This window comes from Shewanella sp. KT0246, assembly GCF_019654955.1.
Lineage (GTDB): Bacteria > Pseudomonadota > Gammaproteobacteria > Enterobacterales > Shewanellaceae > Shewanella > Shewanella goraebulensis.
In genome coordinates this window covers 42,588-57,743 of sequence record NZ_BPEV01000007.1, presented here as the reverse complement: position 1 = coordinate 57,743, position 15,156 = coordinate 42,588, and the positions used below count along the sequence as shown (strand labels likewise).

At 40.6% G+C, this 15,156-nt stretch carries 14 protein-coding genes; all 14 read left to right on the top strand.

Annotation, left to right across the window (positions count from 1 at the left end; all coding sequences use genetic code 11):
- Nucleotides 1-25: 25 nt before the first annotated feature.
- The 14 genes from rlmD (at nucleotide 26) to K5Q58_RS04945 (ending at nucleotide 15,082) form a co-directional block, all read left to right on the top strand.
- Nucleotides 26-1,387, top strand: a complete 1,362-nt coding sequence (gene rlmD / locus K5Q58_RS05010) for a 23S rRNA (uracil(1939)-C(5))-methyltransferase RlmD (protein WP_220752818.1) — start codon at nucleotides 26-28, stop codon at nucleotides 1,385-1,387.
- A 298-nt stretch (nucleotides 1,388-1,685) separates the two neighbouring features.
- Nucleotides 1,686-3,893 carry a GTP diphosphokinase gene (relA, locus tag K5Q58_RS05005; RefSeq protein ID WP_220752812.1) on the top strand — a complete coding sequence of 736 codons (2,208 nt, stop codon included), beginning with the start codon at nucleotides 1,686-1,688 and terminating at the stop codon, nucleotides 3,891-3,893.
- 94 nt (nucleotides 3,894-3,987) lie between these two features.
- Complete coding sequence (gene mazG, locus K5Q58_RS05000; protein ID WP_220752810.1) at nucleotides 3,988-4,830, top strand: nucleoside triphosphate pyrophosphohydrolase; 843 nt, start codon at nucleotides 3,988-3,990, stop codon at nucleotides 4,828-4,830.
- A gap of 237 nt (nucleotides 4,831-5,067) precedes the next feature.
- Entirely contained in the window at nucleotides 5,068-6,705 is a 1,638-nt protein-coding gene (locus K5Q58_RS04995; protein ID WP_220752806.1) for a CTP synthase, read from the top strand.
- Nucleotides 6,706-6,938: 233 nt separating this feature from the next.
- The gene (eno, locus tag K5Q58_RS04990; protein WP_220752805.1) at nucleotides 6,939-8,240 is read left to right on the top strand and encodes a phosphopyruvate hydratase; all 1,302 of its coding nucleotides are present in this window, start codon (nucleotides 6,939-6,941) and stop codon (nucleotides 8,238-8,240) included.
- Nucleotides 8,241-8,334: 94 nt separating this feature from the next.
- Nucleotides 8,335-8,637 carry a cell division protein FtsB gene (gene ftsB / locus K5Q58_RS04985; protein WP_220752804.1) on the top strand — a complete coding sequence of 101 codons (303 nt, stop codon included), beginning with the start codon at nucleotides 8,335-8,337 and terminating at the stop codon, nucleotides 8,635-8,637.
- A gap of 5 nt (nucleotides 8,638-8,642) precedes the next feature.
- Nucleotides 8,643-9,407 (top strand): 2-C-methyl-D-erythritol 4-phosphate cytidylyltransferase, encoded by a 765-nt coding sequence (gene ispD, locus K5Q58_RS04980; RefSeq protein WP_220752798.1) that lies wholly within the window; start codon nucleotides 8,643-8,645, stop codon nucleotides 9,405-9,407.
- An 80-nt stretch (nucleotides 9,408-9,487) separates the two neighbouring features.
- Nucleotides 9,488-9,970, top strand: coding sequence for a 2-C-methyl-D-erythritol 2,4-cyclodiphosphate synthase (gene ispF / locus K5Q58_RS04975; RefSeq protein WP_220752797.1), 483 nt, complete (start codon nucleotides 9,488-9,490; stop codon nucleotides 9,968-9,970).
- A 58-nt stretch (nucleotides 9,971-10,028) separates the two neighbouring features.
- Complete coding sequence (gene truD, locus K5Q58_RS04970; RefSeq protein ID WP_220752794.1) at nucleotides 10,029-11,234, top strand: tRNA pseudouridine(13) synthase TruD; 1,206 nt, start codon at nucleotides 10,029-10,031, stop codon at nucleotides 11,232-11,234.
- On the top strand, nucleotides 11,231-11,980 hold the full coding sequence (gene surE, locus K5Q58_RS04965) for a 5'/3'-nucleotidase SurE (protein ID WP_220752793.1): 750 nt from the start codon (nucleotides 11,231-11,233) through the stop codon (nucleotides 11,978-11,980). The genes truD and surE overlap by 4 nt, the downstream gene beginning before the upstream one ends.
- The gene (locus K5Q58_RS04960) at nucleotides 11,977-12,612 is read left to right on the top strand and encodes a protein-L-isoaspartate(D-aspartate) O-methyltransferase (protein WP_220752792.1); all 636 of its coding nucleotides are present in this window, start codon (nucleotides 11,977-11,979) and stop codon (nucleotides 12,610-12,612) included. Before surE ends, K5Q58_RS04960 begins: the two co-directional genes overlap by 4 nt.
- A 37-nt stretch (nucleotides 12,613-12,649) precedes the next feature.
- Nucleotides 12,650-13,540, top strand: coding sequence for a peptidoglycan DD-metalloendopeptidase family protein (locus K5Q58_RS04955; RefSeq protein ID WP_220752791.1), 891 nt, complete (start codon nucleotides 12,650-12,652; stop codon nucleotides 13,538-13,540).
- 78 nt (nucleotides 13,541-13,618) lie between these two features.
- Nucleotides 13,619-14,596: an RNA polymerase sigma factor RpoS gene (rpoS, locus tag K5Q58_RS04950; RefSeq protein ID WP_220752789.1), complete on the top strand. Its 978-nt coding sequence runs from the start codon at nucleotides 13,619-13,621 to the stop codon at nucleotides 14,594-14,596.
- A 78-nt stretch (nucleotides 14,597-14,674) separates the two neighbouring features.
- Nucleotides 14,675-15,082 carry a hypothetical protein gene (locus tag K5Q58_RS04945; protein ID WP_220752788.1) on the top strand — a complete coding sequence of 136 codons (408 nt, stop codon included), beginning with the start codon at nucleotides 14,675-14,677 and terminating at the stop codon, nucleotides 15,080-15,082.
- The last annotated feature ends 74 nt before the right edge of the window (nucleotides 15,083-15,156 follow it).

The following is a 15,156-nucleotide window of genomic DNA, read 5'->3' as shown; positions in this document are numbered from 1 at the left end:
AATTTATTCAAAACCAGAGGCCAAAATGGCGCAATTTTTTAAAGCAAAACCAAACAAGACTAAGCAGTTATCAGCAAAGTTGAGTTTAACGGTATCACAACTCGATCATCTCGGTGCTGGTATTGCACAACATAACGGGAAAGTCGTGTTTGTACCGGGTGCGCTACCTGGTGAAACCGTTACAGCTCAGTTAACCGAGCAAAAGAAAAAATATGCTAAAGCTAAGTTGATAAAAGTTGAGAAACCGACCCCCAAGCGTGTCGATGCACAGTGTCCGCATTATCAGCAGTGTGGCGGCTGCGATTTACAACATATGAGCATTGAAGCTCAGCGTGAACACAAGCAATCTGCATTAACTAATTTAATCAGCAAGCTGGCTATCAAAGTTGATTCATCTATGGTGACTGAAGCTGTTATTGGTGAAGCTTGGCATTACCGTCGCCGCGCGCGCTTAGCCACCTTATTTGATAAAAAATCTAAAACCTTACAACTAGGCTTTCGTGCTGCTAATAGCAGCGATATCGTGCAAATCAAGCAATGTGATGTGTTAGCTAAACCCTTATCGGTATTAATAGCGCCATTTACTGAGTTACTCAACCAACTGCAGGCTAAAACTACTTTAGGGCATTTAGAGCTTACTGAAGCAGATAATGGCTTGTTTGCTGTATTGCGACTTACTAAAGATTTAAAAGATGCTGATAAACAACTGTTAGTGAGCTTTGCTCAAACTCATCAGATTAATTTGTTAGTTCAAGACAATGAAAGTGCGATTCATTCACTATATTCTGAGGTTGTCTCTAGTCATCAAGCTGAGCTAGAGTTGCCTCAATACAGTTTAGCTGATGGTAAAGTTGATTGCCGATTTAGCCCTGGTAACTTTGTGCAGGTTAATGCAGATATCAATCAACGTATGGTTGCCCAGGCAATTGAATGGCTTGAGCCACAAGCGAACGAGCGTATTTTAGATTTATTTTGTGGAGTCGGTAACTTTAGTTTGCCACTCGCAACACAAGCCGCAGATGTTATTGGGGTTGAGGGAGTGCCTGAAATGGTGGCTCAGGCTAAGCAAAACGCCCAAGACAATAACTTAACTAACTTAAGTTTCTTTCACGCCGATCTCAGTGCTGATTTATCTGAAGCATCATGGCTTGGTCGCATCGATAAATTATTACTTGACCCTGCCAGAGCGGGCGCTTTTGAAAGTTTGCAATGGCTTTCTAAAATGAAACCCAAAAAAGTGGTTTACGTATCTTGTAACCCAGCGAGTTTAGCGCGAGACAGCCAAGTTTTGATTGAGCAAGGCTATAAATTGAAAAAAATTACCATGCTAGATATGTTTCCTCAAACTCACCATATTGAAGCAATGGCGTTATTTGAGACAAAATGAAGCAGGCTAAGATAGCTTGAGTGTTGCCAGGGGAACATTCGTTAGCAATCTGATGCTTTATTATTGAAAGCAGATGAATATAAATCTTATTTAAGCTAGAAATTGATGGAAAATTAAACCTTTTTCGTTTTTTTAAGTAAGAATTTGTAAAGTGATTAATATTAATTTGACATAGATTACTGAACATTCAAGATGATTCTTTTGTCATACTGCAGAGCGCGTCTGCAATAGACGGTTTATTGAAAATAAACAGGTTTGTTTTACTGGTAGTTAATAAGTACCAATAAGGAAGTTAATTATGGTCTCAGTCCGAGAAGCACATTTTAATTCAGCCGATTTTAATATCGACGAATGGGTGATGCGTTATTTAGATAATGCCGAAGAAGCCCAAATGTTGCTGGATCTTATTAAACAGTTAGATGCGCTGCCGACTCCATCCCCAGATATTCATCGCGAACTATTAGACCGTGCTCGTGAAATGGTTGAAATCCTTGCTCCACTGAATATGGACATTGAAACCCTGCAAGCATCCCTATTATTTATCATTCATGATGCAGGCATTCTTTCGATTGAAGACATCGAAGAAAAGTTTGGTAAAAGTTTAAGTCAGTTGGTGGCAAGTGTTGTCACGATGGAAGCCATTGGCGCTTTAAAAGTTAGTCAAGATTCACGCACCGCAGAACCGCAAATTGATAATATTCGTAAAATGTTATTGGCGATGGTGGAAGATGTCCGCGCTGTCGTGATCAAGCTTGCTGAGCGATTACGCCTACTACGTGAAATTAAAAACGTCGATGAAGAGACTCGCGTGTTAGTTGCGCGTGAAGTTGCCGATATTTATGCGCCATTAGCCAATAGATTAGGTATCGGTCAGCTTAAATGGGAATTAGAAGATATTTCATTCAGATACCTTCATCCAGTTGTCTATAAAGACATTGCTAAACAATTAGACGGCAAGCGTGTCGATAGAGAAGTGTTTGTCGAAAAGTTTGTAACCCAGCTGCAAGAACGTTTAGATGCCGATCAAATACGTGCAAAAGTCTATGGTCGCCCAAAACACATCTATAGCATCTGGCGCAAAATGAAGGGCAAAGATCTTAAGTTCGATGAACTGTTTGATGTCCGCGCAGTGCGTATTGTCACTGACCGCCTTCAAGATTGTTATGGTGCATTAGGTGTCGTCCATACCCTTTGGCATCATATTCCACGTGAATTTGATGACTATGTGGCAAATCCTAAACCTAACGGCTACCAATCAATCCATACCGTCGTTGTAGGGCCCGAAGGTAAAACTGTTGAGATCCAAATTCGTACCGAAGCGATGCATCAAGATGCAGAGCTAGGTGTGGCTGCGCACTGGAAGTACAAAGAAGGTACGGCTGGTGGAAAACAAAGTGGTTATGAAGAAAAGATTAACTGGCTACGTAAGATCTTACTTTGGCAAGAAGATGTGGCCGAAACAGGCAACCTAGTTGAAGAAGTGCGCAGTCAGGTTTTCGAAGACCGAGCATATGTATTTACCCCTAACGGCGAAGTGGTTGATTTGCCACTGGGTTCAACTGTACTGGACTTTGCTTACTACATTCACTCGCATGTGGGTCATAAATGTATTGGTGCAAAAGTGGATGGACGTATTGTGCCATTTACTTATCAAGTTGAAACCGGTGAGCGGATTGAGATTATTACCTCAAAGCATCCAAATCCAAAAAGAGACTGGTTGAACCCGAATTTAGGCTATATCAAGTCGTCTCGCTCACGCTCTAAAATTCAACATTGGTTTAAGCAACAAGACCGCGATAAAAACATGGTTGCCGGTAAAGAGTTACTGGAAGCTGAACTCACACGGATATCATTAAAAATTAAAGACGCGCAAGTGGCTGTTGAGCGATTTAACATGAACTCAATGGATGACATGTTAGCTGCTATTGGCGGCGGCGATCTTCGCCTTAACCAAGTGGTTAATTATATCGAAACCAGCCTGCGTAAAGAGCCGAGTTCAGAGCAAGAAATTGTTGAAGAGATCATAAAGCGTTCGCACACTAAACCAGCCCGTAAAGGGAAAGGTCAAGTTGAAGTTAATGGCGTGGGTAACTTACTGAGCCATATTGCCAGTTGTTGTAAACCTGTTCCGGGTGATGAAATTTTTGGTTACATTACTATGGGGCGAGGGGTTTCAGTACATCGCAGTGACTGTGCTCAAGTTAAAGAATTAATGCGTGCTCATCCTGAGCGTAATGTAGAAGTCGTGTGGGGTGAAAATTACTCTGGTGGATATCGCATTAAAGTACAAGTAAATGCTCATGATAGAAGCGGGTTATTAAGAGACGTCACCACAGTACTTGCGGCAGAAAAGTCGAATGTGATGGCAATGAGCTCAACATCAGATGAAAAGAACCAAACTGCGGCGGTTGATCTTGAATTAGAGCTTTATAACCTTGATGGCTTATCGCGTATCTTAGCGAAATTGGGCCAAATTGAAGGCGTCATTGAAGCAAGGCGCTTATAATACGCAAATACGTAAGTTAATGTGAATTAATAGAGGTGGTAAATCGTTAGGTTTACCACTTTTTTGTTTAGTCCTAATTATTTGGATATTTTCCATGTCTAAAGAGTCATCTCAAACTCATAATATTATTCAACCATTATTAACGATTATGGAGAAGTTACGCGATCCTGAAACCGGTTGTCCTTGGGATAAACAACAAACATTTGCGACGATTGTGCCATTTACGCTCGAAGAAGCTTATGAAGTAGCGGATGCAATAGAACAAGCTGATTTTGAATCGCTGCCTGATGAACTAGGTGATCTACTGTTTCAGGTGGTGTTTTATTGTCAGTTGGCGAGTGAGCAGGGCATGTTTGACTTTGCTGTTGTGGTTGAGAAAATTTGTGACAAGCTGACGCGGCGTCATCCCCATGTGTTTACCGTTAAGGGGAGTGGCACCAGTTCGCCACGTGCCAATGCGGAAAAAGTTAAACAATCCTGGGATGCAATTAAACAAACGGAGCGCGAGCAAAAACAGCAGTTTTCATTACTCGATGATATTCCTGTGGCTCTGCCTGCATTAAATCGTTCGATAAAAATTCAAAAAAGAGTCGCTAAGGTAGGGTTTGATTGGCCTGATTTAGCGCCAGTTGTGGCTAAAGTCCATGAAGAAATCGATGAAGTGATGGAAGAGGCACAACACCTTAAAACTCAGCCAGAGATTTATCATGAACGTGTGGTTGATGAAATGGGCGATTTGTTATTTGCAGTTGCTAATATGGCAAGACATTTGGGCGTTGAACCTGAGCAAGCCTTAAGACAAGCAAACCAAAAGTTTGAACGACGTTTCCGTGGTGTAGAGCACTTTGCTAAGCAAAGCGGAAAGTCGATTAATGAACACTCTTTAGATGAGTTAGACGCATATTGGGATCAAGTTAAACAACAGGAAAGGCTTTAAAAATTTAGGCTTAAATCAGCGTGAGTCAATGTATAAGTGACGGCAACCTGCCTTAGTACTCATTGCTTTGATGGCCTAAAAAACACATAGAATGAGGCTGTTGGCTTATTAAACATTATTATCGCAATTTAATGAGTTTATTGTTTGTTGTTATCGAGCAATTTTGGTAGAATGTCGCCCCGTCCTAGTGCTTTCTTACAAGCACGTATTTTTCAAACTCACATTCTCAGGTTCAGCATGACTACAAGGTATATCTTCGTAACTGGTGGCGTTGTTTCTTCACTAGGTAAAGGCATTGCAGCAGCATCTCTAGCAGCAATTTTAGAGGCGCGTGGCCTCAATGTAACCATTATGAAACTGGACCCATACATTAACGTCGATCCAGGTACCATGAGCCCAACTCAGCATGGTGAAGTATTCGTTACTGAAGATGGTGCTGAAACTGATTTAGATTTAGGTCATTACGAACGTTTTATTCGTACCAAAATGAACCGTCGTAATAACTTCACTACTGGTCGTATTTACGAGCAAGTGCTACGTAAAGAACGTCGTGGTGACTATTTAGGCGCAACTATTCAGGTCATTCCGCATATTACTAATGCGATTAAAGAAAAAGTACTTGAAGGTGGCGAAGGCCATGATGTTGCTATCGTAGAAATCGGTGGCACAGTAGGTGATATCGAATCACTGCCATTCTTAGAATCAATTCGTCAATTAAGTGCTGAGCTAGGACGTGACCGCACTTTATTCATGCATTTGACGTTAGTGCCATTCTTAGGCGCTGCAGGCGAAATTAAAACTAAACCAACACAGCACTCTGTAAAAGAGCTTCGCTCAATTGGTATCGCGCCAGACGTATTAGTTTGTCGTGGTGACCGCGCAATTCCTGCAAACGAAAAAGCGAAAATCTCGCTGTTCTGTAATGTAGAAGAAAAAGCGGTTATCTCGTTAAAAGACGTAGATAGTATTTACAAAATCCCAGCTTTACTTCGTTCACAAGGCCTTGATGAGTTAGTTATCAAGCGTTTTGGTATTGATTGTAAAGAAGCTGATTTATCTGAATGGGAAAATGTTATTTATCAAGAAGCTAACCCAACTGGTGAAATCACTATTGGTATGGTGGGTAAATACATTGAATTACCAGATGCATATAAGTCAGTAAATGAAGCATTAAAACATGCAGGCCTTAAAAACCGCGTGACAGTGAACATTCAATATGTTGATTCACAAACTGTTGAAGCAAAAGGCGCTGAAGTATTAACTGGCTTAGACGGCATTTTAGTTCCTGGCGGTTTCGGTGAACGTGGTGTTGAAGGTAAGATTTTTGCGGCTCAATACGCACGTGAAAACAACATCCCTTATTTCGGTATCTGTTTAGGTATGCAAGTGGCTCTTATTGAGTTTGCTCGTAACGTAGCTAAGCTTGCTGATGCACATTCAACTGAGTTCAATTCTAAGACTGATCATCCTGTGATTGGTTTGATCACTGAGTGGATCAATGAAGAAGGTAATGTTGAAACTCGCCATGAAGAATCTGATTTAGGTGGCACAATGCGTTTAGGTGCTCAGCTATGTCATTTAGCTGATGGTACTAAAGCTGCTGCTGCTTACAATTCTAATACTTGTGTTGAGCGTCATCGCCATCGTTTTGAAGTGAACAACAACTATGTTGAGCGCTTAGAGAAAGCAGGCTTAGTATTCAGTGGTCTATCATCTGACCGCAAATTAGTTGAAATGATTGAGCTGCCAAATCACCCTTGGTTTGTTGCTGGTCAATTCCACCCTGAGTTCACCTCAACACCGCGTGATGGTCACCCTCTTTTTGAAGGGTTTGTAGCCGCTGCTGCTGCTCATCAAAAAGGTGAAGCTAGCTAGATAACGAAAGCCATTGATGAGTTCATCAATGGCTTTTTTTTCATGGTGTATTCCAAGTTGTCACTTTGATAGTTGAAGCGTCAGGATAATAGGTCTATGCTATGCTTCTAGTTGACAATTAATTACCAAACTGAAAGTGAAATACCAATAATCAATCTTCAATTATAGAAATGTTGCTGATTACTGGTATTGATTTTCTATTTTAATTTTATATTACATTTATCGAGGAAGTTATGGCTAACATTATTAATGTCATTGGTCGCGAAATCATGGATTCACGCGGTAACCCAACAGTTGAAGCTGAAGTCCATCTTGCTGATGGTTCTTTCGGTATGGCTGCTGCTCCTTCAGGTGCTTCTACTGGTTCACGTGAAGCATTAGAATTACGTGACGGCGACAAAGCTCGTTACTTAGGTAAAGGTGTATTAAAAGCGGTTGAAGCTGTTAATGGTCCAATCGCGCAGGCGTTAAAAGGTAAAGATGCATTGGCTCAAGCTGAACTTGACCAAATCATGATTGACCTAGATGGCACTGAAAACAAAGCTAAGTTTGGCGCAAACGCAATCTTGGCAGTTTCTTTAGCAGCAGCAAAAGCGGCAGCGGCTTCAAAGAAAGTACCTTTATATACGCACATCGCTGACTTAAACGGTACTCCTGGTGTTTACTCTATGCCTCTACCAATGATGAACATCATCAATGGTGGTGAGCATGCTGACAACAGTGTTGATATCCAAGAGTTTATGATCCAACCAGTTGGCGCTGCTAACTTCCGTGAAGGCCTAAGAATGGGCGCTGAAGTTTTCCATAGCCTAGCAAAAGTACTTAAAGCTGACGGCCATTCAACTGCAGTAGGTGATGAAGGTGGTTTCGCACCAAACCTTCCATCAAATGCTTCTGCTTTAGCTGCGATTAAAGTGGCTGTGGCGAATGCAGGTTACGAGTTAGGTAAAGACATCACTTTAGCGATGGATTGTGCTGCTTCTGAATTCTTTGATAAAGAAGCCAACATCTACGATCTTAAAGGTGAAGGTAAGAAATTCACTTCTGAAGAGTTTAACTACTTCTTACAAGATCTTACTAAAGAATATCCAATCGTTTCTATCGAAGATGGTCTTGATGAATCAGATTGGGAAGGTTTTGCACATCAAACTAAATTGATGGGTGACAAAATTCAATTGGTTGGTGATGACTTATTCGTAACTAACACTAAGATTTTGAAGCGTGGTATCGATAATGGTATTGCTAACTCTATCTTAATCAAGTTCAACCAAATTGGTTCATTAACTGAAACTTTAGCTGCGATAAAAATGGCTAAAGATGCTGGTTTTACCGTTGTAATTTCTCACCGTAGTGGTGAAACTGAAGATGCAACCATTGCTGATCTAGCCGTTGGTACTGCAGCAGGCCAAATTAAAACGGGTTCTTTAAGCCGTTCTGATCGTGTTGCTAAGTACAACCAACTGCTTCGTATCGAAGAAGCATTAGGTGAAAAAGCACCTTACAACGGTCTTAAAGAAGTGAAAGGCCAAGCTTAATCTTTACTAAATCTTAAAAAGGCCACCACTCGGTGGCCTTTTTTGTTGTACTATAACGTAACAATTACTAATAAATATCGCTGATAACCGATTTATGAAACGACTTTTACTATTACTGATTATCTTAGTAGGCTTGTTGCAGTATCGACTTTGGTTAGGCGAGAACAATCTTTCCCAGTATATGAATCTGCAAAAGCAGATTGCCAGCCAACAAGAAAGTAATAACAAACTGATCGCCCGTAACCAAGTGCTAATTGCTGAAATCGTAGATTTAAAAAGTGGCACAGAAGCCATCGAAGAGCGTGCGCGTAATGAGTTGGGTATGGTCAAAGAAGGTGAAACTTTCTATCGTGTTGTTGGTAATAATCCCCGAAATAATTCTACATTTGGTCAGTAAACATTATGAAGTCTGCAAAGCAATCTGTTGTCGCTATTGTGCCAGCTGCTGGCATTGGTGCCAGAATGGGCGCGTCTATTCCTAAGCAATACTTAATGCTTGGCGAACAAACCATATTAGCGCATACCTTGGATAGTTTAATTTCACATCCTGACATCAGCAAAGTGATTGTGGCATTGCACCCTGAAGATGACTTTTTTGCAAAACTAACACAAGCCAATCATGAAAAAGTTTTGACAGTAATAGGCGGCAACGAGCGTGCTGACTCAGTTCTTGCTGCATTGAATAGCTTAGATGATGAAACCAATGATGTAACTACTGATATTACGAGTGAGCACTCGACTTGGTCACTGGTCCATGATGCAGCTAGACCTTGTTTAACTCAAACTGATATCGATAAGTTACTCGAGTCTCGTGCTGTGCATAGCCAAGGGGCAATTTTAGCTATGCCAGTGAGAGACACAATGAAGAGAAGTATTGTTGCTAATGCTGCGGACAAAGCTGTAAGTAAAGTTGAAATAGCTGAAACAGTTTGCCGTGATAATTTGTGGCATGCGTTAACTCCACAATTGTTCCCTAGTCAGCAACTAAAACAAAATTTATCTGCAGCCCTTGAACAAGGCGTTAATATCACCGATGAAGCGAGCGCAATGGAATGGGCAGGCGTGAATCCTGGGTTAGTATCAGGTAGGGCTGATAATATTAAAGTCACTCATCCAGATGATTTACAATTAGCTAAGCTATTTTTAGCCAACATTGAGTCGCTTTAATGGTATAACTCAGGTTAAAAAGTGTTAATCATCAAAATATATAGCAATAACAGTCATATAATAAATGGTAATCGAAAATAATGAATATACGAATTGGGCATGGATTTGACGTACATAAATTCGGTGGTGACAAGCCGTTAATATTAGGTGGTGTTACCGTACCTTATGAAACAGGTCTGATTGCTCACTCTGATGGTGATGTGGTCTTACATGCTATTTCAGATGCGATTCTAGGTTCTATGGCTTTAGGTGATATAGGTAAGCATTTTCCAGATACTGATTCAGAGTTTGCAGGCGCTGACAGTAGAGTACTTTTAAGGCATTGTTATAAATTAGCCAAGCAAAAGCAGTTTGTTATCGGTAATCTTGATGTCACAATTATTGCTCAGGCACCTAAAATGCTCCCGCATATTCAAGCGATAAGAGAATGCTTAGCGCAAGATTTAGAAACAGCCATTGATAACATTAATGTGAAAGCGACCACGACTGAAAAATTAGGTTTTACCGGACGTAAAGAAGGCATTGCGGTTGAATCTGTTGTTTTGATGTCCAAAGCATTATAAAACTATAAAAGTTAGTTAGCCGTTAGCCACAATAAACCTAATATTTTGAGAACATGACATGAGCTCGTTACATTACCTTTTTGATAAACCTACCTGCACCGCTGATTTACGCACTTTCAATAGCGACTTTATCGTGAAGGAAATGCTGCCTTTTAGTCCTACAGGGGAAGGTGAGCATCATATGATCCATGTTCGTAAAGAGGGCTTGAACACCAATCAAGTGGCTGAGATGCTGGCTAAGTTTGCAAAGGTACATCAAAAAGAAGTGACTTACGCAGGTCAAAAAGACAAAAATGCGGTCACCGAACAATGGTTCGGTGTGCGAATTCCTGGTAAAGAAACCCCTGATTGGCAATCCTTAACAACGCCAAATACAGAAGCATCTGCAGATACTTCAAGTAGAGGTAATGACACTAACCAAGCTCGTTTGACTATTTTATCGAGCCAGCGTCATAGTAAAAAATTACGTATTGGCGCGTTATTAGGTAATCGCTTTGAGCTGACATTACGAAATGTGTCAGATAAAGATGCTGTTGAAAAACGTATCCAACAGGTCATTGAAACAGGTGTACCAAATTACTTTGGTGAACAACGTTTTGGTCATCAAGGCAAGAATTTAATTTACGGCCAACAAATGTTGGCTGGTAAAAAAGTAAAAGATCGCAAAAAACGTAGCATGTATCTGTCAGCTGTTCGTTCAAATGTATTTAATCAGGTTGTCTCATACCGATTACACCATCATAGTGTCGCACCATTAACGGGCGATTGCGTAATGCTTGCAGGTAGTAAGAGCTTTTTTGTCACTGAAAAATGGGATCCTGCTACGCTAAAACGTTTGTCTGATAACGACATTCAATTATCTGCGCCGTTATGGGGTCGAGGCGCAATGCTTCCTCAAGCTGATGCAGCGTCTGTAGAGCAAGCAGCTTTAGCCGAATTAACTCAAGATCTTGCAGGACTTGAACAAGCTGGGCTAGAACAAGAGCGTCGTCCTTTATTGCTTAAGCCACAAGCGATGAAATATCGACTTGAACAAAATAACTTAATTATTGAATTCATTTTACCGGCAGGCAGTTATGCAACGTCAGTTCTTAGAGAGTTACTGGATTATCAAGACGTGCAAGAGGTGAAACGCCAACAAATGGTGGCCGAGCAAAATGCTGCAGCTCAACAACAAGCGCTTGCCAAAGCTTCAGCCTCACTTTCTAAACAAGAGTCTGAACAAGAACTTAAACAAGAACTTAAACAAGAGCCAACAGCGTGATTAATATACTCGTTAGCAATGATGATGGCGTAACCGCTGCTGGCATAAAAGCGCTAGCTGAAGAATTAAGCCAAATTGCGAAAGTAAAAGTTGTTGCTCCAGATCGTAATTGCTCAGCAGCAAGTAACTCTTTGACCTTGACTAACCCATTAAGAATTAATAACTTAGATAATGGTTATACTTCGGTCAATGGCACGCCATCTGATTGCGTTCATTTAGCCATAAGAGAATTATGTGAAACTGAGCCCAATATTGTAGTTTCTGGTATTAATGCTGGAGCGAACATGGGCGATGATACCTTGTATTCTGGCACTGTTGCGGCTGCGACTGAAGGGCGATTCTTAGGGTTACCTGCTATTGCGGTTTCTCTAGTGGGTAAAGAGTTAATACACTATAAAACTGCGGCAGTTTACGCTGTCAAAATTGTGCAAGGTTTGCTTGAACATCCAATCAATAGCGATCAAATTTTAAATGTAAATGTTCCGGATTTGCCTTTAGAGCAAATTAAAGGAATGAAGGTGACTCGCTTAGGTTCAAGGCATAAAGCCGAGGGTATGATTAAGTCTCAAGACCCTGCTGGGCGCGATATATATTGGCTTGGCCCGCCAGGAAAAGAACAAGATGCCGGTGCGGATACTGACTTTGGTACAGTTGAACAAGGTTATGTTTCAATCACGCCGCTAACGGTCGATTTAACAGCATATAACCAGCTTGCTGGTTTAGAGAACTGGGTAAAAAAACTATGAGTCAGATAGCCTCAACTGTTGCTATCAATTTAGCGAGAAAACTACAGGAAGCTGGCATTTGTAATAGTGCGGTTTTAGAAGCCGTTTCTAATACACCTAGAGAGTTATTCTTAGACGGTGCACTTGCTCATAAAGCGTATGAAAATACTGCATTGCCTATCGGGCAAGGACAAACGATATCTCAGCCTTATATTGTAGCGCGTATGACTGAACTATTATTGCAACATAATCCCGCTAAAGTGTTAGAAATTGGTACGGGTTCGGGTTATCAAGCTGCAATCTTAGCTCAGTTGGTACCACAACTATGCACAATTGAACGAATCAAAGCTTTGCAAATCCAAGCAAGGCAAAGATTGAAACGTTTAGATCTACACAATGTGTCATTTAAATATGGCGACGGATGGAAAGGTTGGCAAAATAAAGCCCCCTTTGATGCGATTATGGTCACCGCTGCTGCATCTTCAGTACCAGAGGCATTATTAAGCCAACTCTCCGAAGGTGGAGTATTAGTCATTCCCGTAGGCGAAGACTCACAACAACTGTTAAAAATAACTCGAAATAATAATGAATTTAAATCGCAAATCATTGAAGCAGTTAAATTTGTACCGTTGGTTAATGGCGAACTTGCTTAACTAGGATGATATTTCCTGTTTTAGCTGGAGAGAATGCTTGAAGTATCACAATTGGCTTTGCATTATTTTTTTGATAATTTTTTTATCAGGCTGTAGCTTTCAAGCTCATAGCCCTGCACCTGTACAAAGCATTTCATCATCTGCTGGTCCTAAATATAATAAAGGGTCAATAACCGCCGGAAGCTACAAAGTTAAGCGCGGTGATACCTTGTATTCAATTTCATGGGGAGCAGGCAAGGACTTCAGTGATATTGCTGCTTACAATAAGCTAAAAGCGCCATATACAATTTATCCTGGTCAGACCTTAAAATTATATAAACCTGCAGCCACTAAAACTGTTTCTAAACCGGTTGCTATAGCGAACACCAAACCCACGCCCGTAAAGAAAACACAGCCAAAACAGACTACAGTGCCAAAACAAGCTAGTACGTCAGCTAGCAAAAATAGTACAAAAAAAGAGCTTGATCACAAAGCTAAGCCTGCGTATTCTGTAAAAACTACCCCAGAAAAAACGGTTCAAGTAGCTAAAAATCCTGTTCAGGGCTTACCGAAGAAAGTAAGTAAGTGGAACTGGCCAAATAAAGGCAGAATAATAGGATATTTCTCTACAACTCAGCAGGGCAATCAAGGAATTAAGGTTGCAGGTTCTCGTGGCGATATTATTAAAGCCGCTGCTGATGGAAGAGTTGTTTATGCAGGTAATGCACTTCGTGGTTATGGTAATTTGGTTATTATCAAACATAACGATGACTATTTAAGTGCATATGCCCATGCAGATTCAATATTGGTCAAAGAAAAGCAATATGTAAATGCTGGACAGACAGTAGCGAAAATGGGTAGCACAGGGGCAAACCAAGTGATGTTACATTTTGAAATACGTCTACATGGTAAGTCTGTTAACCCATTAAATTACTTACCTAAACGCTAATTGTTTAGTTCACATTAAAACGGAGGATAGGCAAGTGCACTAGTTTAATTAAATTTACCAGGTTTGGGAGAGCACCATATGAGCCAAAAACAAAACGCTGCAGTCGCAGTAGAGCTTATGGATTTAGCTACACAACCACAAGAGGTTGCGCCGAAGGCAGGAAAAGCCAAAGAAGGGCAGCAATCCGATATTGATCAACAAGTTCAAGATGATCTGCAAAAGAATCTTGACGCCACTCAGCTATATCTAGGTGAGATCGGTTTTTCCCCTTTGCTTAGTGCAGAAGAAGAAGTCTTCTTTTCACGTAAAGCACTCAAAGGCTGCGAGAAGTCTCGTAACCGCATGATAGAAAGTAATTTACGCTTGGTTGTTAAAATTGCCAGAAGGTATAACAACCGAGGTTTAGCGTTACTTGATCTTATTGAAGAAGGCAATCTAGGGCTTATTCGCGCGGTCGAAAAATTTGACCCAGAGCGAGGATTCCGTTTTTCAACTTATGCGACTTGGTGGATTAGACAAACCATCGAGAGAGCTATCATGAATCAAACCCGTACTATTCGTTTACCTATTCATGTCGTTAAAGAGCTTAATGTGTACTTACGTACAGCAAGACAGCTAGCTCAAAAACTAGATCATGAGCCAACGGCTGAAGAAATCGCTGACACTCTTGATGTCTCTACCAGCGATGTAAGCCGCATGTTAAAGCTAAACGAAAAAATCACCTCAGTTGATACCCCTTTAGGTGGTGATAACGATAAAGCCTTACTTGATGTGATTGCTGATGATGATTCTGTTGGGCCAGATTATAAAGTACAAGATGAAGACTTATCTAATTCAATAGTAGGATGGCTAAATGAGTTAAATACCAAACAACGTGAAGTGCTAGCAAGACGTTTTGGTTTACTCGGTTATGAACCATCTACATTAGAAAATGTTGGTGCTGAAATTGGATTAACACGTGAACGTGTTCGCCAAATTCAAGTAGAAGCATTGAAACGATTGAAAGATGTTTTAGGTGCTCAAGGCTTGTCTGTTGAAGCATTATTTAGAAGTTAACACTTTTAAAATTTCAAAGTAAACAGGGCATTTATGCCCTTTTTTATTATTTATTGATTCTGTCATATGAGGTTTTTTATGAATAAAAAAATCGTTTTAATCTTATTACCACTAAGCTTATTTATTATTTCTGCTTGTCAAAGTACTCGCGATAGTATGATTGAGCAAGGTTATCCTTTGGCCTATGCTGATGGTTTTCAAGATGGTTGTGATAGTGGTAATAAAGCGGGTGGCAGTTTGTTTGATGAATTCAAAAAAGACGTTAAACGTTTTAATGAAGAAGCTGATTATGCTCAAGGTTGGAGTGATGGTTTCAGGCAGTGCGAAACAGAGCAAGAGTCAATTCAACGACAAGTCAGAATGAGTATTGAGCAGCAAAAACTACAACAACAAAAGAAAAGTAATGACTTAGCTGCGCAACATGCATTAGAGCGTGAAGTGATGAAAGATGTTGATACTGATGCATTAAAATCCCTTGAAAAGTAGGTCTTTTAACTCCGAGTTAATGACAGCAAAAAGCCGCTAAAGTTTATCGTAGCGGCTTTTTTGTTTCACTTGGA